Origin of the sequence: Shewanella aegiceratis (genome assembly GCF_019457495.1) — a bacterium.
Taxonomy (GTDB): domain Bacteria; phylum Pseudomonadota; class Gammaproteobacteria; order Enterobacterales; family Shewanellaceae; genus Shewanella; species Shewanella loihica.
Map to the genome: position 1 here is coordinate 3,409,460 of NZ_CP080416.1, position 22,808 is coordinate 3,432,267.

Below are 22,808 nucleotides of genomic sequence, written 5' to 3' on the forward strand. Positions count from 1 at the left end.
CCTTAATCACCTAGCGGCAATGATAGCAAGATTAACCTTCGGAAAGGGCTGCTAACATGTCGGCTTGGTTTTCCTGCATCAAGGGGCCGAGGATGGCATCGAGGTCGCCTTCCATCACTTCGCTGAGGCGATAGAGAGTCAGGTTGATTCTGTGCTCGCTCACACGTCCCTGAGGGAAGTTATAGGTACGCACACGCTCCGAGCGGTCACCACTGGCCACCAGGTTACGACGTGTCGATTCCTCTTCGCTGCGGCGCTTCTCATCTTCCACCGCCTGAATACGAGCGGCTAAGACGCTCATCGCCTGGGCGCGGTTTTTATGCTGCGAGCGCTGATCCTGACACTCCACCACGATACCCGACGGAATATGGGTAATACGGATAGCAGAATCTGTCTTGTTAACGTGCTGACCACCGGCGCCCGAGGCGCGGAAGGTGTCGACCTTTAGGTCGGCAGGATTGATTTCGATCGCTTCGGCTTCTGGGATCTCAGGCATTACTACCACGGTACAGGCCGAGGTATGCACACGCCCTTGAGATTCTGTTTCAGGCACGCGCTGTACGCGGTGTCCGCCCGACTCGAACTTGAGCTTGCCATAGACGCCATCGCCTGAGACTTTAACGATGATCTCTTTGAAGCCACCATGTTCGCCTTCATTGGCGTTCATGATCTCCATCTGCCAGCGGTTTGCCTCGCAGTAGCGGCTGTACATGCGGAACAGGTCACCGGCAAAGATAGCCGCCTCGTCACCACCGGCACCGGCACGTATCTCGAGGAAGGCGTTGTTGTCATCTTTAGGATCTTTTGGCAGCAGCAAGATCTGCAGCTCGCCTTCCAAGGCTTCCAGGGTCGCCTTGGCTTCTTTAATCTCTTCTTGCGCCATCTCTTTCAGATCGGCGTCATCTTCGGCGAGCATCTCCTGCGCCGAGGCAAGATCTTCTTCTGCCTGACGATAGGCCTTAAAGCTCTTTACCACGTCTTCGAGTTGAGAATACTCTTTGGACAGAGCGCGAAAACGCTCCTGATCGGCGATGATTTCCGCATCACTCAGCAGCGCCAAAACCTCTTCATTACGCTCAAGCAAGCCTTCGAGCTTGCGAATAACACTGTCCTTCATTACAACGCTAACCTTAGTCTTTATCTAGTCCGAGCGCTGCTCTTAATTGTCCTAAGCTATTGAGGTCACCGCGGCGACTCGCCTGGGTGAGCGCCTGGGTCGGGGCGTGGATCAACTTATTGGTCAACTTGTTCGCCAGTTCCAGTATTAGCTGCTCGCTATCACCACCCTGGGCCAACTTATTGATCGCTCGCTCGACCAACTCATCTCTGATCGCCATGCTCTGGCTTCGGTATTCACGGATGCTGTCGACCGACTCTAACGATCGAATCCACTCCATGAAATGATGAGATTCCTCTTCAACAATTAATTCAGCTTTCTCGGCCGCCTCACGTCGGGAGGCCATATTCTGTTCAATGATGCTTTGCAGATCGTCAACCGTGTATAAGAAGGCATCGTCCAGATCGGCAACTTCGGCCTCGATATCTCTAGGAACTGCTATATCAACCAATAACATAGGTTGATGACGACGCTGCTTAAGCGCTTTTTCTACCATGCCTTTACCCAGTATAGGTAATGGGCTGGCGGTAGAGGATATCACGATATCGGCCTTAGGGAGAAAATCTGGTATCTGTTCGAGCGTAATTGCCGTCGCACCGAACTCTTCACACATGGCTTCGGCGCGGGAAATGGTGCGGTTGGCGACTATCATGGAGTCGACACCATTGTCTTTCAGGTGGCGTGCCACCAGCTCTATGGTCTCGCCGGCGCCGATCAGCAGCACCTTAGTGGCGCTCAGCGCCGAGAAAATATGTTTGGCCATGCTCACGGCCGCAAAGGCGACCGATACGGCGGCGGCGCCGATCTCGGTCTCGGTGCGCACCTTCTTGGCCACCGAGAAGGTATTTTGGAACAGTCTGTCCATGGTGACGGCAACCGTACCGGCCTCTTTGGCCTTCACGAACGATTGCTTCACCTGACCTAAGATCTGCGGTTCGCCCAGAATGAGCGAGTCGAGTCCCGACGAGACTCGCATCAGATGCTGTACCACCTGCTGCCCCTGATACTTGTACAGGCATGGCAATACGTCATCGTGAGATAACTGATGATAAGACTCCAGCCAGCTGATCACATCCGCCTCATCACCCGTGTTGCAATAGAGCTCGGTGCGGTTACAGGTCGAGACGATCACCGCCTCCCCTGTCTTAGTCCGACTGGCAAGACTCTTCATCGCTTCATGAATTTTATCAGGCGCAAACGCTACCTTTTCTCGTAGGTCTACAGTGGCTGTTTTATGATTAATACCGATTGCTACAAGGCTCATCTGACTCTTTCTGGTCTCTAGGGTCTGTTAATCTTGCGAGTTCATTGACTACCGGCCATAGGCCTTAATCATCTCACTTAATGCCAGTCATTCTACGCAATTGAGTCGACTAAAAACAGAATACGCTTAACAAAACCGAACAATAATCTGGCTTGTCACAACTTTTTTCTATTAAACCTGAGGCTTAAAATCAAGCCCTCAGGCCTCGGCGAAAATTAGCCATTGCTAACCCTAGCCTAGGCTGGCAGGAAATTTGGGATTAGTCGTTGGTATTTAAAGTCAGCCCTCGTATGATATGCGCTAGTGATTTTAGCCATAGATGAATAATTTGAACTACTTCACAAAAATTTCGGCAAGCTGTGCGGCCTTAGCGCTAATGACCCTCGCCGGCTGTGCCTCCCACAAACCGATCGACTACGCCCCCACACAGGTAGAAAGTGCTAACCAGGCAGAGGCCTGGGAGCTCCAGGGCAAGTTAGCGGTGCGCACCCCAGACGATAAATTCAGCACCAACCTCTACTGGTTCCATACCCAGAGCAATGACGACCTGACCCTAACCACTATGCTGGGCACCACTGTCATGACCCTTAACAAGACCCCTAGTCAGGCGAGCCTGGAGATCGAAGACAAGGTGTATCAGGACAGCGATGCCGAGGAGCTGCTCAGGCGCCTCACCGGCTGGTCGATACCGGTCGACACCCTGCCGCTGTGGATCACGGGGCAGGTTTCCGCTCAGGATGAGGTGGTCGCAGTCGACGAGCAGGGTCGCCCCAAGGAAGTGCTCAACCACACGGGCAGCAGCCCCTGGCACGTCAGCTTCAACAGCTGGCAAGAGCAGAGCGGCGCCGAACTGCCGAGACTGCTGCAGCTAGAGCGCGACGAAATTCGTTTAAAGCTACAGGTCAGCCAATGGCAGGCACTGACACCCAAGCGCGCATCACAACCGGAATCGACAGATGACAAGCAATAGATCCACCGCCTGGCCGGCACCGGCTAAACTCAACCTGTTTCTCCACGTCAACGGCCGCCGCGCCGATGGCTACCATGAGCTACAGACCCTGTTTCAGTTTATCGACTACTGCGACTACCTGGATTTTGCCGTCAACGACAGCGGCAGCCTCACCCTGCATTCCGAGATGGAAGCTGTTGTCGCAAATAACGATAACTTAATTCTAAAAGCTGCAAAATCTTTGCAGGAGTACACAGGTACCCATCAAGGTGCCGAGATCTGGCTGGATAAAAAACTACCAATGGGCGGCGGCATAGGTGGCGGCTCATCCGATGCGGCCACCACACTGGTCGCCCTGAATCATCTGTGGCAGACTCAATTATCACAGGATGAACTGGCAAAGATAGGCCTGTCTCTTGGCGCTGATGTCCCTGTTTTTATTAATGGTTTAGCGGCATTTGCCGAAGGGGTCGGCGAGAAGTTGATCCCGGTCGAGGCGCCGGAAAATTGGTACCTGATCCTGACCCCAGATGTTCACGTTTCCACCGCCGAGGTGTTTAACGATCCCCAGTTACCACGGGATACGCCTAAGCTCTCCATGGATGATTTAATGAGCAGTGACTGGCACAACGATTGCCAACCCAGAGTCGCCGAGCGATACCCCCAAGTTGCCAAAGCATTGGCGTGGCTGATAGAATATGCGCCGTCCAGAATGACGGGAACCGGAGCATGTGTATTCGGTATCTTCGACACACGCCAGCAGGCAGAGCAGGTTTTTGCCAAGTTGCCGGCGGGTTTGTGCGGTTTCATCGCCAAAGGGACAAATAAATCACCATTAGCGTTGCGGTTAACGCAGCGCTAAGTTCATGCGGGATAGCCTAGGTTATCCCGACAATTACAATGAAGCATACGCCTGAGGTCCATACAGTGCCTGACATTAAACTATTTGCTGGTAACGCAACCCCCAGTCTCGCCAAGAAGATAGCAGATCGCCTATTTTGTAAACTCGGAGACGCTGAGGTTGGCGTTTTCAGTGACGGTGAAATCAGTGTCCAGATTAACGAAAATGTACGTGGGGCGGATGTATTTATCATTCAATCTACGTGTGCACCTACTAACGATAACCTGATGGAACTTATCGTTATGGTAGACGCGTTACGTCGCGCATCTGCTGGCCGTATTACTGCGGTTATTCCTTACTTCGGTTACGCTCGTCAAGACCGTCGTGTACGCAGTGCTCGTGTACCTATTACCGCTAAGGTAGTCGCCGACTTCCTATCAAGCGTTGGTGTTGACCGCGTATTGACCTGTGACCTGCACGCCGAGCAGATCCAGGGCTTCTTCGATGTACCTGTAGACAACGTATTCGGTAGCCCAGTGCTGCTGGAAGACATGCTGGCCAAGCAGCTGGACAACCCTGTCGTAGTTTCACCAGATATCGGTGGTGTAGTACGTGCCCGCGCCGTAGCCAAGCTACTGGACGACTCAGATCTGGCTATCATCGACAAGCGTCGCCCACAGGCAAACGTTGCTCAGGTGATGCACATCATTGGTGACGTTCAAGGCCGCGACTGCATCATAGTCGACGACATGATCGACACTGGCGGTACCCTGTGTAAAGCAGCCGAGGCACTTAAAGAGCACGGTGCTAACCGCGTATTCGCCTACGCCACTCACCCAGTATTCTCAGGCAACGCGCCTAAAAACATCGCCGAGTCTGTGATCGACGAAGTGATCGTGACCGACACCATCCCACTAAGTGAAGAGATGGCGGCACTGGATAAAGTGACTCAGCTGACCATGTCTAGCGTGATGGCTGAAGCTATCCGCCGCGTAAGCAACGAAGAGTCTATCTCTGCGATGTTTAAGCACTAATCACCCACTTTCAAGGGTAACGAAAAAAGCCACTCGATTGAGTGGCTTTTTTGTATCTAGCATGACTTAGTGTCAGCGAATGCTTATCTATGCCTACTCTTATCTGACCGTGCGCCTCAAGGCGTCATCCCGTACCGCCAGGGTAAGATCATAGGCGATGGTGCGGCGCAGTTTGACCAGCCAGCCACTGACCTTGTCCATATCGACGTCACAGTTCTTGGTGCAGCCTTCGCGCTTGGCATCGATCAGCGTGATGGCGATACCCTTGTCGCTCTCAACCAGCTCGACGTTTATCTCGTAGGTCTTGTAGCTCAGTCTGGCGAAGCGTTTGTCCCCCTCACGCTCGAAGCGCCAATGGTTGCGAGACACGGCCTTGTCCAGCATATCGTCGTAATCTGTCACATAGCTGCCCAGTGGAATGGGATCTTGATAGAGGTGCAGCCCCTGTGCCTGCAATGGCGCCGCAAGGCTTAGACCTATGAGCATTCCTAGCATAATCTTTTTCATCTTCACGCTTCCTTAACGCATTTGCAGCTGTCTGGCGATGCTGGCTCTGAGGTTCTTGATGTAGTTGAAGTAGCCTCGGCCATTCTTATAGCAGATCCCGTCGATGAGATTTGCGCACTGATAATCGCCCAAGGCATCTTGATACTTGAGTTGCACCAGGGACTCGTCGTATTCGATGCGCATCACATTGGTGTCGCCCCGATAGTCGAAGCGCGCCAGGATATAACCCTCGCCCTCGCCGTCATACACCCAGGCGAACCCCTTGGTATTCAGCATGCCCATCAGGATGGCGTAGCGGGTCTTTTCGAGCCCTATGTTGTGGGTCTCTATCTCTTGATGCACCGCGCGAATATAACGGTCTGAAGACTTAGGCTTGGTGTTTTGTTTTATCGTTAGTGCGCTGGGCTGTGCCAGCACCAGAGGGCTAATCATAAGAGGGCTAAGCGCCAGTAGGCTCAGGCCACAGACTAATGTTTTAATGCTCAAGGTTGTCACTCCCTGTGATAATAAAAAACTCATGCTATCACAGGGGCCTAGCAGCGACTAGCCAGTTAGATCAAAGCTTGAGTCGGCTCGTGACTTGAAGACTTCACGCAAGGATTGAAGCGATGCTTAAATCTCGAATCAGAGGAATCAGAATCAGGCCTGATAGGCAACTGATAGATAAACAAACGACGGATAGGTAAAAGACAGATACAAAAAAGCCTGTCACTTGGACAGGCTCTTTGCAATCTTAATAATGGTACGGGAGGAGAGACTTGAACTCTCACACCTTGCGGCACCAGAACCTAAATCTGGCGTGTCTACCAATTCCACCACTCCCGCATCGCTTTACATCTGATTTGATGGCTTAGTTTAACATCTTAAGCTAGATAAAAATGGCTGGGGTACTAGGATTCGAACCTAGGAATGCCGAGATCAAAACCCGGTGCCTTACCGCTTGGCGATACCCCAACAAGCTCGGCTTAGATTACAGGAAACACCTATAACCTCAAATAATGGTACGGGAGGAGAGACTTGAACTCTCACACCTTGCGGCACCAGAACCTAAATCTGGCGTGTCTACCAATTCCACCACTCCCGCTTAGCATCTAGTTTTATATCTTGATGAAGATTCTAGTCATATGTCTGAGCCGGGGCTCAACTAACTAGCAGACCTCAAGTTTTACATCTTGAGCAGATGGCGCCGATAACGGCGGATTTACCTGAAATAAGATGGTAGCTATGGCGGGACTTGAACCTGCGACCCCAGCATTATGAGTGCTGTGCTCTAACCAGCTGAGCTACATAGCCACATTTATCTTACTGATAAATGGCTGGGGTACTAGGATTCGAACCTAGGAATGCCGAGATCAAAACCCGGTGCCTTACCGCTTGGCGATACCCCAAGAATCAAATTAAGCAAGAGGAAAATGGCTGGGGTACTAGGATTCGAACCTAGGAATGCCGAGATCAAAACCCGGTGCCTTACCGCTTGGCGATACCCCAATTTTCTTGCTTAAGACTAAAGGTAGACAACCTCTAGTCAAAAATAAATGGTACGGGAGGAGAGACTTGAACTCTCACACCTTGCGGCACCAGAACCTAAATCTGGCGTGTCTACCAATTCCACCACTCCCGCACTGCTTCTAGTTTTACATCTTGAACAGATGGTGGCGTCTGCCACTATCAATTTTACATCTTGAAAGGATGGTAGCTATGGCGGGACTTGAACCTGCGACCCCAGCATTATGAGTGCTGTGCTCTAACCAGCTGAGCTACATAGCCATCGATATTTCGCGCCCCTCTTGCTGAGGAACGGGGCGTATTATGCTTATTCAGCGTAGGCAGGTCAACAGCTTTTTTTCGCTAATTTAAACTATCTTAGCCGTTCGCCTATAAACTCACCAAAGTGAACAGGCCTTATGCAATTCGCCCCTAAAAACCTGCAATTAACGCCTATTTTACCTAGCAGGATAAAGCAAAACGGCCCGATATGAGTATCGAGCCGCTTAAGCGTTTATTGGTTTTCGCCGCCAAGAACGACGTCAACCGCTAAACGTTGAAGAGGAAATGCATCACATCGCCATCTTTAACCACATAGGTCTTACCTTCGACGCGCAGTTTACCCGCTTCTTTGGCACCCGCCTCACCCTTATAGGCGATGAAATCGTCATAAGACATCACCTGGGCACGAATGAAGCCACGTTCGAAGTCGGTGTGGATAACGCCGGCCGCCTGCGGCGCACAGGCGCCAACTGGTACAGTCCAGGCGCGAACCTCTTTCACACCGGCGGTAAAGTAGGTGTGCAGATCTAGCAGTTGGTAACCGGCGCGGATCACTCGGTCTAGACCAGGCTCTTCCAGGCCAAGGTCGGCCATGAACTCATCACGGTCTTCAGGATCCATCTCGGCCAGCTCGGATTCGATCGCCGCACACACGGCCACGACTACCGCATTCTCTTTCGCCGCGATCTCGCGTACCGCGTCCAGGTGTGGGTTGTTCTCGAAACCATCTTCGGCAACGTTAGCGATATACATGGTTGGCTTGAGGGTCAGGAAGTTAAGGTAGTTAACCGCCGCCAGCTCCTCTTTGCTCAGATCCATAGAGCGCAGCATGTGACCTTCGTCCAGTACTGGGCGCATCTTCTCCAGCACGCTCACCTCGAACTTAGCATCTTTGTCGCCGCCCTTGGCACGCTTTTGCTGACGCAAAATGGCACGCTCACAAGAGTCTAAGTCGGCCAGTGCCAGTTCGGTGTTGATCACCTCGATGTCGCTCGCAGGCGAAACCTTGTTGGCGACGTGTACGATATTCTCATCTTCGAAACAACGCACCACGTGACCGATAGCATCGGTTTCACGAATATTTGCCAGGAACTTGTTACCCAAGCCTTCGCCTTTCGAGGCGCCCGCTACCAGGCCGGCGATATCGACGAATTCCATGGTAGTCGGCAGGACACGTTCAGGCTTAACGATTTCCGCCAGGGCCTCCAAACGTGGATCCGGCACAGGTACCACACCCGTGTTAGGCTCGATCGTACAAAACGGGAAGTTTGACGCTTCGATACCCGCCTTAGTCAAGGCGTTGAACAGAGTCGATTTACCTACGTTTGGTAGGCCGACGATGCCACATTTAAAACCCATATTATTACCTTTATTTAATTAACCTTATCGCCGAGGCGATAATAAAGCTGTTCATTGCCGACGAATCGACTTAACCGGCCTTGTAAGAGTGCAACCTGTGCATCGCCTTACTCATGTCTTCCTTAAAGAGCACCTCGGTGGCGCGCACCGCCTCGTCAATCACCTCTTCGATGAGGCGTTGCTCGGTCTGCGGCGCCTTACCCAGCACATAGTTGCTGACCATGCTCTTGTCGCCTGGATGGCCAATGCCGATCCGCAGTCGATAGAAACCTTTGTCGTTAGCGAGCTTGGCGATGATATCTTTGAGGCCGTTATGGCCACCGTGACCGCCGCCCAACTTAAACTTAGCCACACCCGGCGGCATATCCAGCTCATCGTGAGCCACTAAGATCTCATCGGGTGCAATACGAAAGAAGTTTGCCAAAGCCGCCACCGACTTGCCACTGAGGTTCATGAAGGTGGTCGGGATCAAAAGGCGCACATCTTTACCGTACAGAGTTGCCCTGGCGGTCAGGCCATAGTATTTGCTGTCGGCCACCAAGCTGACACCGCATACCCGTGCCAGCTCGTTGACATACCATGCACCTGCGTTGTGCCGAGTCTGCTCATATTTGTCGCCTGGATTAGCCAAGCCTACGATAAGCTTTATATTGCTCATTTCACCCTTGTCCATTCGCAAGTGCCAATAAAAAACGCGGCATTTTAGCACTCAATCGAGTCGGCAACAAATTTATCCCAGACAAGGACAATATGGCCGGAGCTTATAGCCCCATGGCGTATTTCAGCACCTTCTGCTTGATGGGCCCGTCTATGTTCGCCAGCTTGAGGGCGCCGTTTCTAAGCAGTTTGAGCGGCAAGAGCTCGTTGCTAAAGCCGGCGTAGAAGAGATCCATTGTGGTCATCATCAGCTGATTGTCGGTGTAACGCTTAGCCTGATAGCCCTTAAGTACCTCGTTATCCCACCAGCATTTATGGTTAGCGATGGCATCGGCGAAGGTGTCTATCAGGGCGCTGACATCCTTAAAGCCCAGGTTAACACCTTGGCCGGCCAGCGGGTTGATGGTATGGGCGGCATCTCCCAAGATGACCAGGTGATCATCAAAGTAGCGCTGGGCGTGGCGACGGGTCAGCTTGAAACTTCCCTTAGAGAGCACCTTGAACTCACGCGCCAGACGCATAGGAAAATGGATATCTATCTGCTCATACAGCGCCTGATTACTCAGGCTTTTCAGCTGCGCGATACGACTGGCATCGTCATACCACACCAGGGAGGCGTGCTTACCCGGTAGCGGCAACAGGGAGCGCGGCCCCTTAGGGGTAAACTGCTGCCAGGTGACATCCTGCTCTTCCTGCTCGGTGGCGATATTGATCAGCATGGCCGACTGGGCGTAATCCCAACCCGTCACGCCGATCCCTGCCCATTGGCGCACCTGAGAGTTGGCGCCATCGGCCCCCACCAGCAGCCGCGTCTCTATCTCGCTGCCATCCTCCAGGGTGAGGCGAATGCCGCCTTCCATGCGGGCAAACTGGCTGACCTTAGCAGGGCAAAGCAAACTGAGATTGTCATGTCGGTCAAATTGCTGCCACAGGGCCAGCTGCACCAGACGGTTCTCGACGATATGACCAAGATGAGAGGCGCCAATCTGGTCGCTATGAAACTGGGTGATGCAACCTTCCATCTCCCAGGTTTCCAGACCCTTGTAGGCCACCTGACGCATCTCGCCGAGTGCCGACAGGGCGCCGAGGCGCTCGAGCAACTGCTCGGAGGCCACGCTGATGGCCGATACCCTAAGATCCAATTCCAGCTCACTGTCGTAGGCCTTGGGCGCATAGGCCTCAACCACCGCCACCGACAGGCCAAGCTGCGCCAACCCGAGGGCCGTCGCCGCCCCCACCATACCGCCGCCTAACACGACAACATCTTTTACTAAGGTCTTGCGCTGGTTCTGACTCACCTTGGGTTCGACTCCCTACTTCTTATTACCAAATATGTCACATCGACGGATTGCGTGTATAAATGTTACCAGGCAGGCAACTACTCACACTCAGTTACAAAGGCGCGGCGCATAACGCCATTTGCGCCTTTACACTCTCAGTTCACAGCTAACTTGCAATACAGCTAACCATTACTGCTGAGTGTCACGGAGTGTCCTATGAAAAAGTTACTGCTAGCCAGCCTAATCACCGCCGCCAGTCTAGTGTCGGCCTCAGCCCTTGCCACGCCCACCTCTGGGATGGAGAGGATGACTGTAACCTATCGCAACTCGCTTGATTATGCCCTATATCAATATACGATTGAATTAATGAGCCATTATAGGGCGGATATCCAAACAAGCATACAGCGTCAGGCCAAAAGCAGCAGCCAGGCGATGGCCGATGCCTTCTTTACTCAGACGCCCGAGGCGCAGGTCGCCCTGGTGGATTTCCCGGTCAAAGGATCCGCACGCACCGAGTAAATTCATCCTTATGACGTGCAAAAGCTAGCCAGCAGGCGGCGCAGAGGGTAAAATGTCGCGCTATTTTTCCCAGTAGTTGCAACAACGGCGCAAAACTGATGAGTAAAAAACTCCACATTAAAACCTGGGGCTGTCAGATGAATGAGTATGACTCATCAAAGATGGCCGACCTGCTCGACGAATATCAAGGCTACACCTTGACCGAAGAGGCCGAGGAAGCAGATGTACTGCTACTCAATACCTGCTCGATTCGCGAAAAAGCACAGGAAAAAGTATTCCACCAGCTGGGTCGCTGGAAGACGCTAAAAGACAAGAACCCTAACCTTATCATAGGTGTAGGTGGCTGCGTGGCGTCTCAAGAAGGTAAGGCAATCAAAGACAGAGCTCAGTGTGTCGACCTCATTTTCGGCCCACAGACGCTACATCGTCTGCCAGAGATGATCGAACAGATCCAGCAAGGCGGCAAAGCAGTCATCGACGTCAGCTTCCCCGAGATTGAAAAGTTCGACCGCCTGCCAGAGCCGCGCGCCGAGGGCCCGAGCGCCTTCGTCTCCATCATGGAAGGCTGTAGCAAGTATTGCTCTTTCTGCGTGGTGCCCTACACACGTGGTGAAGAGGTGAGCCGTCCGGTGGACGACGTGATCCTAGAGATCGCCCAGCTCGCCGAGCAAGGCGTGCGTGAGGTTAACTTGCTAGGCCAGAACGTGAACGCCTATCGCGGCGCGACCCACGATGACGATATCTGTACCTTCGCCGAGCTGCTACGTTATGTGGCCGCCATCGACGGTATCGATCGTATTCGTTTCACCACCAGCCACCCTATCGAGTTTACCCAAGACATCATAGACGTGTATGAAGACACGCCTGAGTTGGTGAGCTTCCTGCATCTGCCGGTACAGTCTGGTTCGGATCTTATCCTCACCCAGATGAAGCGTGGCCACATGGCAATCGAATATAAATCGATCATCCGTCGTCTGCGTAAGGCAAGACCCGATATTCAGATCAGCTCTGACTTCATCGTCGGCTTCCCTGGCGAGTCTAAGCAGGACTTCGCCGATACCATGAAGCTGATTGAAGATGTGCAGTTCGACCACAGCTTCAGCTTTATCTACAGCGCACGCCCGGGCACGCCGGCATCGGATCTACCCGATGATGTCTCGCTGGATGAGAAGAAGGAACGCCTGGCGATACTGCAAGACAGGATCACCCAGCAGGCGATGCGCTACAGCCGTCAGATGCTAGGCACAGTGCAGCGTATCCTGGTTGAAGGCCCATCGGTGAAGAACCCGATGGAGCTGCGTGGCCGCACCGAAAACAACCGTGTGGTGAACTTCGAAGCCGATCCTAAGCACATAGGTAGCTTCGTCGACGTCGAGATCGTCGATGTATTTACCAACTCGCTGCGTGGCAAGTTCATTCGCGGCGAAGATGAGATGGACCTGCGCCGTGACCTGCGTCCATCTGACATCCTGGCCAAGCATAAGAAAGATGACGATCTTGGGGTGACTCAGTTTATCCCTTAGGCATCTCTAAAATGCGAATTGAAAGCGACCCCAGGGTCGCTTTTTTATTGCACATTTCTATCGCCCATCTTTACTGCGCCTTGAATCCATAAACCTTTTAAGGGCGGCGAATTTCCAATCAAATGGTGCAATCAAATAGCATTAGCAATTAAACTTAATGCCTCGTAAACTGTCACTATAGTCTGTCGGGAATGACACCCGATGGCACACGCATTCACGACAAACGCAACTGGAGCTATTTTTGTCAAACAAACTCACCACGCTCAATCTGTATCTCGAGCCGTCTGATACCCGTAGGCTAGCGTCGCTCTGCGGCCCCTTTGATGACAACATCAAACAACTCGAACGCCGCATCGGCGTCGAGATCAACTATCGCAACAACCATTTTCAAATTGTCGGTCAGGCCCGCAACTGCCTGACGGTCAATAATCTGCTCAAAGAACTCTATGTCGAGACGCAGCCGGTACGCGGCAGTACGCCAGACCTGGAACCCGATAAGGTGCACATGGCGATACAAGAGGCGATCGCCCTGGAAGCCGACGCCCCCCGCGACGACAAAGAGCTCTATATCAAGACCAAGCGCGGCGTGGTCAAGCCTCGCAACCCTAACCAGAGCGATTATGTGGCCAACATAGTGCGCCACGACATCACCTTCGGTATTGGTCCGGCCGGTACGGGTAAGACCTACCTGGCGGTCGCCGCGGCGGTCGACGCCCTGGAGCGTCAGGAAGTGAGACGCATACTGCTGACCCGCCCAGCGGTCGAGGCCGGCGAGAAGCTCGGCTTCCTGCCCGGCGATCTCAGCCAGAAGGTCGACCCTTATCTGCGTCCCCTGTATGACGCCCTGTTTGAGATGATGGGATTCGAGAAGGTCGAGCGCCTGATCGAGCGCAGCGTCATCGAAGTCGCGCCCCTGGCCTACATGCGTGGCCGTACCCTGAATGATGCCTTCATCATCCTGGATGAGAGCCAGAACACCACGGTAGAACAGATGAAGATGTTCCTCACCCGTATCGGCTTCAACTCCCGCGCGGTGATCACCGGCGACATCACTCAGATCGACCTGCCCAAGCATCAGAAGTCTGGTCTGCGCCATGCCATCGAGGTGCTTAGCGAAGTCGACGAGGTGAGCTTTAACTTCTTCCAGGCCAAGGATGTGGTGCGCCACCCCGTGGTTGCCCGTATCGTAGAGGCCTATGAGGCGCACGATCAGAAGGTAGCCAGCGAAAAGGCCAAGCGTGAGAGCCAGTTTAAGGCAGAGGAGCCTAAGCACCATGATGCCTGATAGCCCAATAGCACTGCACCTAGATCTGCAGGTTGCGACCCAGGCCGAACAATTGCCGAGCCAGGAAGAGTTCGAGTCTTGGGTACGTCTGGCCCTTGGCAACGTCATGCCCGAGGCCGAGATGACCATACGCCTGGTAGATGAGGCGGAAAGTCAGCAGTTAAATCATACCTATAGAGGCAAAGACAAGCCGACAAATGTGCTATCATTCCCGTTCGAGTCGCCGCCGGAGGTTGAACTGCCTCTGCTGGGCGACTTAGTGATCTGTGTGCCTGTGGTCGAACAGGAGGCTGAGATCCAAGGAAAAAGCCTTACAGCCCACTGGGCCCACATGGTTGTACATGGTTGTCTGCATCTGCTAGGGTATGATCATATTATCGATAGCGAAGCAGAAGAAATGGAGTCTTTAGAGACTCAACTTATTGAAAGTTTGGGATTTCCCAATCCTTACAAGGAGCAATAGCCGGCCAATTCTGGTCAGGAAATTACTATGAGTGACGATAACCCACCGAGTAGCAACGCCCATAAGAAGGGCTGGTTTGAAAAAGTAAGTCAGTTATTCCAGGGCGAACCACAGAGTCGCGACGAGTTAGTGGAGGTGATCCACGACGCTGAACAGAGAGAAGTGATCAGCGAAGACACGCGCGAAATGATTAAAGGTGTTTTAGAAGTCTCCGATCTGCGCGTGCGTGACATCATGATCCCACGGGCACAAATTGTGGCGCTAAAAATAGACAACACGGTAGAGGAGCTGCTGTCGACCGTAATCGGCTCGGCCCATTCCCGCTTCCCCGTGGTCAACGAAGATAAAGATCATATTGAAGGCATACTGCTGGCTAAAGACCTGTTGCAGTATGGCTTTAAAAATAACGACGAGCCCTTTTCCCTCGAGCAGGTGATCCGTCCGGCCGTAGTGGTGCCAGAGAGCAAACGTGTCGACGTGCTCCTGAAGGAATTCCGTTCCCAACGTTACCATATGGCGATCGTCGTCGATGAATATGGTGGCGTTTCCGGTCTGGTCACCATCGAGGATATTCTCGAAGAGATCGTCGGCGAGATCGAAGATGAGTTCGATCACGACTCCGCCGAAGAGACAGAGATCCGCAAGGTGGGCAAACAGATCTACATGGTCAAGGCACTGACCCCTATCGACGACTTCAACGAGACCTTCGGCACTCAGTTTAGTGACGAAGAGTTCGATACCGTCGGCGGCCTGGTCTCCCACGCCTTTGGCCACCTGCCCGAGCGCAACGAGAAGATCACCATAGATGAGATTGAATTTAAGGTGATTAGCGCCGACACCCGCAGGCTGGTTCAGCTCAGGGTGAAACTTCCCGATCCCCAGACCGAAGAAGAAAACGCGTAAACCTTCGGTCCCCTGATGAGGCTATAATGCTGCTACGACTTAGGGCAATTGCCCATCATCCTGTAATACGGCTGGTACTCGCCTATCTGGCGGGTGCCAGTACCGCACTGGGCTTCGCCCCCTATGCACTTTGGCCCATCTATCCGCTGGCCATGGCGTTCGCCCTTGGGCACAGTCGCCGGCTTACCCCGAAACAGACATTTCTCTACTGGCTGAGCTTTGGCTTTGGCTGTTTCTCTGTGGGGATCAGCTGGGTGCATGTCAGCATAGACACCTACGGTGGCCTGCCGCTTATCGCCTCACTGGGCCTGATGGCCATCCTGGCCCTCTACCTGGCGCTCTACCCGGCGCTGGCGGCCTACCTCAGCATCAAGCTGGTGCCTAAGTCGCTCACACTGCGCTTTCTCGCCGTCTTCCCCGCCGCCTGGGTGCTAACCGAGTGGGCCAGAGGCTGGGTACTGACCGGCTTCCCGTGGCTCTGGGCTGGCTATAGCCAAACCAATGGGCCACTAGCGCCCCTTGCCAGCAACATAGGCGCCCTGGGTCTCAGCCTGGTATTGGCCATGATCGCCGGCGCCTTAGCCCTCACCTTTACCCATCGTGCTGATGCGCTGGACTCAAATGGGCCACGCTCATTTAGCTTGCGAGTAGCACCGCTGCTCCTTATCACCCCCCTTGCCGGCCTAGGGGCATTTGCCAGCGCGCAACTATCGCCCATTACCTCTACGGGCAAGTCGGTCAAGGTGGCGCTGGTGCAGGGCAACATCGCCCAGAGCATGAAATGGCAGCCCGAGGCGCTCTGGCCAACCATGATTAAGTATATGGATCTCTCAAGGCCGTCGCTGGCCGACACAGATCTGTTTATCTGGCCTGAAGCGGCAATCCCCGCCCCCGAGTATATGGTGGAAGAGTTTCTCGACAACGCCAACAAGGTTGCCAACCTGAATAACAGCGCCATCATCACCGGCATCATCAGCAAGCAGCAGAATCGCTTCTATAACTCGCTGATCGTCCTTGGTAACCACCAGCAGCTACAACAAGAGAGCGCCGATTATCGCGGCGATGGCAGCAACGAATTTCGTAAGCATCACCTGCTGCCCATAGGCGAGTTTGTACCGCTGGAAGATCTGCTCAGGCCGCTGGCGCCCTTCTTTAACCTGCCCATGTCCTCTTTCGCCAGAGGCGACTTCCAGCAGCCTAACCTAGACGCCTTAGGGCATCAGCTGGCGCCGGCCATCTGTTATGAGATAGCCTTCCCGGAGCAGCTCAGGGCTAACGTGAATGCCGGTACTGAGCTGCTGCTCACCGTCTCTAACGATGCCTGGTTCGGCCGCTCAAACGGGCCGTTGCAGCACATGGAGATCGCCCAGATGCGCGCCATCGAGCTGGGCAGGCCGCTACTAAGAGCCACCAACAATGGTGTCACCGCCGTGGTCGACCCACAGGGCAAGATCACCCACAGCCTGCCGCAGTTTGAGACTGGGGTGCTCAAGGCCGAGGTGCCGCTGGTGTCCGGCAGCACAGGCTTCGCCCGCTGGGGGCAGACGCCACTCCTGCTGCTGTGCACCATCATCTTAATCGGCGCGGTGATCCGCAAACTAAGGCTCTAGCTCAGGTGCTCTCTCCATTTCCGAACGGAAACAAAAATCCCCGCATTGGCGGGGATTTTTTATGAGCCGGTAAGACTCACGACTCTGGTTAGATGCTTATGCATCAGGCACTCAAGCAACGAGACTCAGCCAGATTAAGGCGCTAGCGCCTCACGGGTAAACTGATCGCCATCGCACTCGGGGCAGTCGGGGACAACACCGGGGAATTCGATACGCATCTCGTGGCCGCAGCCGGTGCAGACCATCACTCCCTGACCCACTATCTCGCCGCTCTGATAATAGCCGTGATGTTTGAAGTCTTGGGTCACCTCATGCCACTCCACCTGACTCCTGTCGGTAATCTCACTCAGCCAATGCCACAGGGTATTCTCGGCGGCGATGACTGTGGGGCTGTGGCTAAGATCCGTGGCGTTCTTTTCGGCCAGGTAGCTGCCGATATCACGCTTTAAAAATTCTTCTACCAGGGCAAGCTCCTCCTCCTTGGCCTGCTCCTTGAGCAGCAAGAACTCCTTACTCGCCGTGACAGTCTTATATAATTCCTTTGCAGTCATTGAGTTATCTTCAGAGAAATCCGATTTCACCTGCTCGAATAGGGCCTGGTAAAGCGCTAGCAACTCGGTACTTCTTTCACTCATGTTCAATACTCCTTCATGCGAACCTTTTTAATGACTCACTTCTAGTTTATTCTATGCAGATCTAACTCGCGCGCAAGATGCGCAAGATCAAATAAATAGGCGGCATGGCCGGGAATCATCAATGCAAGAGCAATATCTACCTTCAGAGATTGAAGCTAAGGTGCAGCAGCACTGGCAAGACACTAAAACATTTGAAGTAACCGAGGACGAAAGCAAAGAGAAGTTTTACTGTCTCTCTATGTTTCCATACCCTTCTGGCCGACTGCATATGGGCCATGTCCGCAACTACACCATAGGCGATGTCGTTGCCCGTTACCAGCGTCTGCAAGGAAAAAACGTATTACAACCCATAGGTTGGGACTCTTTCGGTCTGCCTGCTGAGAACGCCGCCATCAACAACAAGACGGCACCGGCCCCTTGGACCTATGAAAACATCGATTACATGAAAAACCAGCTGAAGATGCTGGGTTTCGGCTACGACTGGAGCCGTGAGATCGCCACCTGTACCCCAGAATACTACCGCTGGGAGCAGTGGTTCTTCACCAAGCTGTACGAGAAAGGCCTGGTCTACAAGAAGACCGCCTCGGTTAACTGGTGTCCAAACGATGAAACCGTACTGGCCAACGAGCAGGTACAAGACGGCTGCTGCTGGCGCTGTGACACCCAAGTGGTGCAAAAAGAGATCCCTCAGTGGTTCATCAAGATCACCGACTACGCCGAAGAACTGCTGAACGACATCGACCAGCTGGACGAATGGCCAGAGCAGGTCAAGACGATGCAGCGCAACTGGATTGGCCGCAGCGAAGGTATCGAGATGACCTTCCAGGTTGAGGGTAGCGATCAGAGCTTCGACATCTATACCACTCGCCCAGACACAGTTATGGGCGTGACCTATGTGGCGATCGCCGCCGGTCATCCGTTAGCTGAGCAAGCGGCAGAGAACAACCCTGTGCTGGCCGACTTTATCGAAGAGTGCAAGAACGCCGACACCACAGAAGCCGCCATGGCTGCCATGGAGAAGAAAGGTGTCGACACAGGCCTTAAGGCCATCCACCCGCTGACAGGTAAGCTGGTGCCTATCTGGGCCGCCAACTTCGTACTGATGAACTATGGCACGGGCGCCGTGATGTCGGTACCGGGTCACGACCAGCGCGACTACGAATTTGCCACTAAGTATGGTCTGCCTATTGAGGGCGTGATCAAGCCTGTGGACGGCGAGCTGGATATCAGCGAAGAAGCCTACACAGAAAAGGGCATAGTGTTTAACTCTGGCGACTCATTCCCAGAGCTGGACGGTCTGGACTTCCAGGCGGCGTTCGATGCCATCGACGCTAAGCTAACCAGCGAAGGCAAAGGTAAGCGTCAGGTAAACTATCGTTTGCGTGACTGGGGTGTCTCCCGTCAACGTTACTGGGGCGCGCCAATTCCTATGGTCACCCTGGCCGACGGTACCGTGATGCCAACGCCTGAAGATCAACTGCCGGTGATCCTGCCAGAAGATGTGGTCATGGATGGTATCCAGAGCCCAATCAAGGCCGACAAAGAGTGGGCTAAGACTCAGGTTAACGGTCAGGAAGCCTTTAGAGAAACCGATACCTTCGACACCTTCATGGAGTCTTCTTGGTACTATGCCCGCTACTGTAGCCCTAAGGCCGACCAGATGCTGGATCCGGCCAAGGCCAACTACTGGCTGCCGGTGGATCAATATATCGGTGGTATCGAGCACGCCTGTATGCACCTGCTCTACTTCCGCTTCTTCCACAAGCTGCTGCGTGACATCGGCCTGGTTAACAGCGATGAGCCAGCCAAGCGTCTGCTGACCCAGGGCATGGTGCTGGCCGATGCCTTCTACTACACAGACGACAAGGGTGCCCGTGTGTGGGTATCGCCGAACGACGCCAAGGTTACCGAAACCGACGACAAGGGCCGTATCGTCAAGGCCGTCGACAGCCAAGGTCATGAACTGGTTTACACCGGCATGAGCAAGATGTCTAAGTCGAAGAACAATGGTATCGACCCGCAAGAGATGGTGGACAAGTATGGCGCCGATACTGTGCGTCTGTTCATGATGTTCGCCTCGCCACCAGAGCTGACCCTGGAATGGCAAGAGTCGAGCGTCGAAGGAGCTCACCGCTTCATCAAGCGTCTGTGGAAACTGGCCCACGATCATGTGTCACAAGGCCCAACTGTTGCCCTGGATGTTGCCTCACTCGATAGCGCTCAAAAAGAGCTGCGTCGTGAACTGCACAAGACCATCGCCAAGGTGGGTGACGATATTGAGCGTCGTCAGATGTTCAACACCGCCATCGCCTCTGTGATGGAGCTGATGAACCGTCTGCAAAAGGCGCCGATGGAGAGCGAGCAAGACAGAGCCCTGATGCAGGAAGCCCTATGCGCCGTGGTGCGTCTGCTCTACCCTATCATCCCGCACACCAGCTTCGAGCTGTGGCAGGCACTGGGTCACGAAGAGACGATTGAAAACGTGCTTTGGCCGGTCGTCGATGAGTCGGCGCTGGTCGAAGACAGCAAGCTGATCATAGTACAGGTGAATGGCAAGCTACGCGCCAAGGTAACAGTGGCCGCCGACGCCGACAAAGAGACGGTGGAAGCCGCCGGTATGGCAGAGGAAGGCGTTATCAAGCACACCGAAGGCAAGACGGTACGTAAGGTGATTTATGTACCTGGTAAGCTACTCAATATCGTAGCCAACTAATTGCCCGCTTTACTCGGCCACCTCTGGTGGCCGAGTCTTATCAAACATGGAAATAGATGGCTTAGCCTATGCTTATTAAACGCTTATGTTTTGCAATCTTAGCCCTCTCGGTGCTGCTTAGCGCCGGATGTGGTTTTAAACTTCAGCGCAGCTACTCGATCCCAGATTCTCTTAAGACGCTCACCCTGAGCAGCCAGGACGAATACAGCGAGCTGACCCGCCTGGTGCGCGAACGCCTGCGTCTCAACAGCATCACAGTGGTGGAAGACGATACCAGTGTGCCTGTCGTGCGGATCCTCAACGACTCGCTGGACAGAAGTACCCTCTCCCTCTACCCCACGGGGAATGTGGCAGAATATGAGCTCAACTATCATGTGCGCTTCGCGGTGCAGTATCCCGAGCGCGAGGCCAAGGCCTTCGATGTCGACATTCACCGCGACTACCTGGACGATCCCCGCACCGCACTGGCAAAGAGCCGTGAGATGGAGCTGCTCGTAAAAGAGATGCGCATCCAGGCCGCCGACCAGATCATCCAGATCCTGGCCTCTATCGAGACCAACTGATGCGCGTCTACCCTGACCAACTCGCCAAGCAGCTCTCGCCGGTCAAGCCCTGTTACCTCATCTTTGGTGATGACCCCTGGCTGTGTGAAACCAGCAAGCGGGCGATCTTCGATCAGGCAAAGCGAGAAGGGTTCGAGGAGCGCATAGTGCTCAATCAGGAGACAGGCTTTAACTGGCGCGAATTGCAGGATGAGTGGAACACCATGAGCCTGTTCGCCAGTCGCCGCATCATAGAGCTGCACCTGCCCCAGGCCAAACCCGGCAGCGAGGGCAGTAGCCAGCTACAGAGCCTGATGGCGCAGGTGAATCCGGATATTCTGTTGGTGATCACAGGACCTAAGCTTGCCAGCGAACAGACCAAGTCGAAATGGTTTAAGCAGCTGGATGACAAAGGGATTTATATCCCCTGCGCCACGCCCGAAGGGCCACAGTTTCAGCGCTGGTTACAGACCCGCATTCGCGAGGCCGGCTTAAACCTCACCCAGGACGCCCAGCAGCTGTTGCTGAGTCTGTATGAAGGCAACCTGCTGGCGGCAGATCAGGCGATACAACTGCTGGTGCTACTTAGCCCCAGCAGCCAGATCACCAGCGAGCAACTGCAAAACTACTTCGAAGATCAGTCCCGTTTCAGCGTGTTTCAGCTGGCCGATTGCCTGCTGGCCAATCAACAGGAGAAGGCTCAGCATATCCTTGCCCAGCTCCAGGCAGAGGGCACGGCCCTGCCGATACTGCTGTGGGGCCAGTTTAAGGAGCTGACCACACTGTTACAGCTCAAGCAGGCTCAGGAGGCGGGAACGCCACTGCAGAGTCTGTGGAGTCAGTTCAGGATCTGGGACAAGCGCAAGGGGCTGTATCAGGGCGCGCTGTCGCGCCTGAGTCTAAGTCAGATAGAGACAGCTCTGGCCAGCGCCTCGAAGATCGAGCTAAAACTCAAGCAGCAAGGAGCTGAAGACTGGACCGCCATGAGTCACCTCTGCCTGCTGTACGATCCCAAGGCTCACAGCCATCTTAGCCATATCGAACTCGGCTAGGAAAAAGCTGATGAAAATTGGCATACTGGGCGGCACCTTCGACCCCATTCACTATGGTCATATCAAGCCATTGCTTGAGGTGCAGGCCGCCCTGGGACTCGACGAAGTCTGGCTGATGCCCAACCATATTCCGCCCCACAAGGACGGCACCAACAGCTCGACCCAGCATCGCCTGGCGATGGCCCGGCTTGTGTGTCAGCAATACCCGCAGCTCAAGCTGTGTGACATAGAGGCAAACCGCGACCAGCCCTCCTATTCGGTAGAGACCCTGAAACACCTGCGTCAGGCCCATGGCCAGGATCAGCTGGTATTTATCATGGGGATGGACTCCTTCGTCGGCCTGCCGACCTGGTATCACTGGCGGCAGCTGTTCGAGCTGTGTCATATCGCCGTCTGTCAACGCCCCGGCTGGACGTTGTGTGATGATAGCGAGATGGCTGCACAGCTTAATACCCGCCGCGCAGACAAGACAGGATTTGATAGGGCTGCCGAGTCCGATTGCTACGCCGGTCTCATCTTCCCGGTGACCATCACACCTCAGCCCTACTCCTCTACCGAGATTCGCCAGCAGCTGGCCCTGAATCAGCTGGCGCCCGATGCCATGCCGCAAGCTATCGCCGACTATATCGCTGCCCATCGGCTCTATCGCTAACAGCCAGATAACAAGGCTTCAACCTTTAGCCAAACTCACGCCCGTTAGGGTGTAGACAGGCATTTCGCGCACCGCTATTAGCAATTACTTTAGGGGCATAACCTGTTATACTGCCTCGCTGTTAAAAATGAATGAG

General features: G+C 54.0%; 21 protein-coding genes and 8 tRNA genes. 13 read left to right on the forward strand and 16 right to left on the reverse strand.

Annotated elements, in window-relative coordinates:
- Window positions 1-31: 31 nt before the first annotated feature.
- Both prfA and hemA read right to left on the reverse strand, forming a co-directional pair.
- A complete protein-coding gene (prfA, locus tag K0H80_RS14865; RefSeq protein ID WP_220060126.1) occupies window positions 32-1,117 on the reverse strand; it encodes a peptide chain release factor 1 in 1,086 nt (361 codons plus the stop codon).
- Between the two features lie 13 nt (window positions 1,118-1,130).
- Complete coding sequence (hemA, locus tag K0H80_RS14870) at window positions 1,131-2,381, reverse strand: glutamyl-tRNA reductase (protein ID WP_011866710.1); 1,251 nt, start codon at window positions 2,379-2,381, stop codon at window positions 1,131-1,133.
- Between the two features lie 319 nt (window positions 2,382-2,700).
- On the opposite strand from hemA, the gene lolB reads away from it, so the two are divergent.
- The 3 genes from lolB to K0H80_RS14885 all read left to right on the forward strand — a co-directional run bounded on the left by lolB (window position 2,701) and on the right by K0H80_RS14885 (window position 5,205).
- Window positions 2,701-3,351, forward strand: coding sequence for a lipoprotein insertase outer membrane protein LolB (gene lolB / locus K0H80_RS14875; protein ID WP_220072078.1), 651 nt, complete (start codon window positions 2,701-2,703; stop codon window positions 3,349-3,351).
- On the forward strand, window positions 3,338-4,192 hold the full coding sequence (ispE, locus tag K0H80_RS14880; protein ID WP_220072079.1) for a 4-(cytidine 5'-diphospho)-2-C-methyl-D-erythritol kinase: 855 nt from the start codon (window positions 3,338-3,340) through the stop codon (window positions 4,190-4,192). Before lolB ends, ispE begins: the two co-directional genes overlap by 14 nt.
- A 65-nt stretch (window positions 4,193-4,257) precedes the next feature.
- On the forward strand, window positions 4,258-5,205 hold the full coding sequence (locus tag K0H80_RS14885) for a ribose-phosphate pyrophosphokinase (protein ID WP_041407381.1): 948 nt from the start codon (window positions 4,258-4,260) through the stop codon (window positions 5,203-5,205).
- A gap of 99 nt (window positions 5,206-5,304) precedes the next feature.
- Here the strand turns inward: K0H80_RS14885 and K0H80_RS14890 are convergent, their stop codons facing one another.
- From K0H80_RS14890 to K0H80_RS14950, 13 genes are all read right to left on the reverse strand, one after another.
- Window positions 5,305-5,712, reverse strand: coding sequence for a hypothetical protein (locus tag K0H80_RS14890; RefSeq protein ID WP_220072080.1), 408 nt, complete (start codon window positions 5,710-5,712; stop codon window positions 5,305-5,307).
- Between the two features lie 12 nt (window positions 5,713-5,724).
- The gene (locus K0H80_RS14895; RefSeq protein WP_258406254.1) at window positions 5,725-6,207 is read right to left on the reverse strand and encodes a hypothetical protein; all 483 of its coding nucleotides are present in this window, start codon (window positions 6,205-6,207) and stop codon (window positions 5,725-5,727) included.
- Window positions 6,208-6,452: 245 nt separating this feature from the next.
- A tRNA-Leu gene (locus K0H80_RS14900) sits at window positions 6,453-6,537 on the reverse strand.
- Window positions 6,538-6,591: 54 nt separating this feature from the next.
- Window positions 6,592-6,666 (reverse strand) — tRNA-Gln (locus tag K0H80_RS14905).
- Window positions 6,667-6,711: 45 nt separating this feature from the next.
- Window positions 6,712-6,796, reverse strand: a tRNA-Leu gene (locus tag K0H80_RS14910).
- A 132-nt stretch (window positions 6,797-6,928) separates the two neighbouring features.
- A tRNA-Met gene (locus K0H80_RS14915) sits at window positions 6,929-7,005 on the reverse strand.
- Window positions 7,006-7,025: 20 nt separating this feature from the next.
- Window positions 7,026-7,100: transfer RNA gene (locus tag K0H80_RS14920), tRNA-Gln, on the reverse strand.
- Window positions 7,101-7,125: 25 nt separating this feature from the next.
- Window positions 7,126-7,200, reverse strand: a tRNA-Gln gene (locus K0H80_RS14925).
- A 48-nt stretch (window positions 7,201-7,248) separates the two neighbouring features.
- Window positions 7,249-7,333 (reverse strand) — tRNA-Leu (locus tag K0H80_RS14930).
- A 69-nt stretch (window positions 7,334-7,402) separates the two neighbouring features.
- Window positions 7,403-7,479, reverse strand: a tRNA-Met gene (locus K0H80_RS14935).
- A gap of 267 nt (window positions 7,480-7,746) precedes the next feature.
- Window positions 7,747-8,838 (reverse strand): redox-regulated ATPase YchF, encoded by a 1,092-nt coding sequence (ychF, locus tag K0H80_RS14940; RefSeq protein WP_011866716.1) that lies wholly within the window; start codon window positions 8,836-8,838, stop codon window positions 7,747-7,749.
- Window positions 8,839-8,908: 70 nt separating this feature from the next.
- A complete protein-coding gene (gene pth, locus K0H80_RS14945; protein WP_220043130.1) occupies window positions 8,909-9,496 on the reverse strand; it encodes an aminoacyl-tRNA hydrolase in 588 nt (195 codons plus the stop codon).
- Between the two features lie 103 nt (window positions 9,497-9,599).
- Window positions 9,600-10,736: an FAD-dependent monooxygenase gene (locus K0H80_RS14950; protein WP_434086651.1), complete on the reverse strand. Its 1,137-nt coding sequence runs from the start codon at window positions 10,734-10,736 to the stop codon at window positions 9,600-9,602.
- Window positions 10,737-10,991: 255 nt separating this feature from the next.
- Between K0H80_RS14950 and K0H80_RS14955 the strand changes: the two genes are divergently transcribed.
- The 6 genes from K0H80_RS14955 (at window position 10,992) to lnt (ending at window position 17,078) form a co-directional block, all read left to right on the forward strand.
- Window positions 10,992-11,294: a hypothetical protein gene (locus K0H80_RS14955; RefSeq protein ID WP_220072083.1), complete on the forward strand. Its 303-nt coding sequence runs from the start codon at window positions 10,992-10,994 to the stop codon at window positions 11,292-11,294.
- A 98-nt stretch (window positions 11,295-11,392) separates the two neighbouring features.
- Complete coding sequence (gene miaB / locus K0H80_RS14960) at window positions 11,393-12,817, forward strand: tRNA (N6-isopentenyl adenosine(37)-C2)-methylthiotransferase MiaB (RefSeq protein ID WP_011866720.1); 1,425 nt, start codon at window positions 11,393-11,395, stop codon at window positions 12,815-12,817.
- Window positions 12,818-13,058: 241 nt separating this feature from the next.
- Window positions 13,059-14,102 (forward strand): PhoH family protein, encoded by a 1,044-nt coding sequence (locus K0H80_RS14965; protein ID WP_011866721.1) that lies wholly within the window; start codon window positions 13,059-13,061, stop codon window positions 14,100-14,102.
- Window positions 14,092-14,565, forward strand: a complete 474-nt coding sequence (gene ybeY, locus K0H80_RS14970) for an rRNA maturation RNase YbeY (protein ID WP_011866722.1) — start codon at window positions 14,092-14,094, stop codon at window positions 14,563-14,565. Before K0H80_RS14965 ends, ybeY begins: the two co-directional genes overlap by 11 nt.
- A 27-nt stretch (window positions 14,566-14,592) precedes the next feature.
- Window positions 14,593-15,468 carry a CNNM family magnesium/cobalt transport protein CorC gene (gene corC, locus K0H80_RS14975; protein WP_011866723.1) on the forward strand — a complete coding sequence of 292 codons (876 nt, stop codon included), beginning with the start codon at window positions 14,593-14,595 and terminating at the stop codon, window positions 15,466-15,468.
- Window positions 15,469-15,494: 26 nt separating this feature from the next.
- Window positions 15,495-17,078, forward strand: coding sequence for an apolipoprotein N-acyltransferase (gene lnt / locus K0H80_RS14980; RefSeq protein ID WP_220072084.1), 1,584 nt, complete (start codon window positions 15,495-15,497; stop codon window positions 17,076-17,078).
- A gap of 134 nt (window positions 17,079-17,212) precedes the next feature.
- Here lnt and K0H80_RS14985 read toward each other — a convergent pair whose 3' ends face one another.
- Window positions 17,213-17,713 carry a zinc ribbon-containing protein gene (locus tag K0H80_RS14985; protein ID WP_220072085.1) on the reverse strand — a complete coding sequence of 167 codons (501 nt, stop codon included), beginning with the start codon at window positions 17,711-17,713 and terminating at the stop codon, window positions 17,213-17,215.
- A gap of 121 nt (window positions 17,714-17,834) precedes the next feature.
- Here K0H80_RS14985 and leuS point away from each other — a divergent pair, with 121 nt between their 5' ends.
- The 4 genes from leuS (at window position 17,835) to nadD (ending at window position 22,672) form a co-directional block, all read left to right on the forward strand.
- On the forward strand, window positions 17,835-20,426 hold the full coding sequence (gene leuS / locus K0H80_RS14990) for a leucine--tRNA ligase (protein ID WP_220072086.1): 2,592 nt from the start codon (window positions 17,835-17,837) through the stop codon (window positions 20,424-20,426).
- Window positions 20,427-20,494: 68 nt separating this feature from the next.
- Window positions 20,495-20,989, forward strand: coding sequence for an LPS-assembly lipoprotein LptE (locus K0H80_RS14995; protein WP_144203645.1), 495 nt, complete (start codon window positions 20,495-20,497; stop codon window positions 20,987-20,989).
- On the forward strand, window positions 20,989-22,020 hold the full coding sequence (gene holA, locus K0H80_RS15000; RefSeq protein WP_220072087.1) for a DNA polymerase III subunit delta: 1,032 nt from the start codon (window positions 20,989-20,991) through the stop codon (window positions 22,018-22,020). The genes K0H80_RS14995 and holA overlap by 1 nt, the downstream gene beginning before the upstream one ends.
- A 10-nt stretch (window positions 22,021-22,030) precedes the next feature.
- Window positions 22,031-22,672, forward strand: a complete 642-nt coding sequence (nadD, locus tag K0H80_RS15005) for a nicotinate-nucleotide adenylyltransferase (protein ID WP_220072088.1) — start codon at window positions 22,031-22,033, stop codon at window positions 22,670-22,672.
- The last annotated feature ends 136 nt before the right edge of the window (window positions 22,673-22,808 follow it).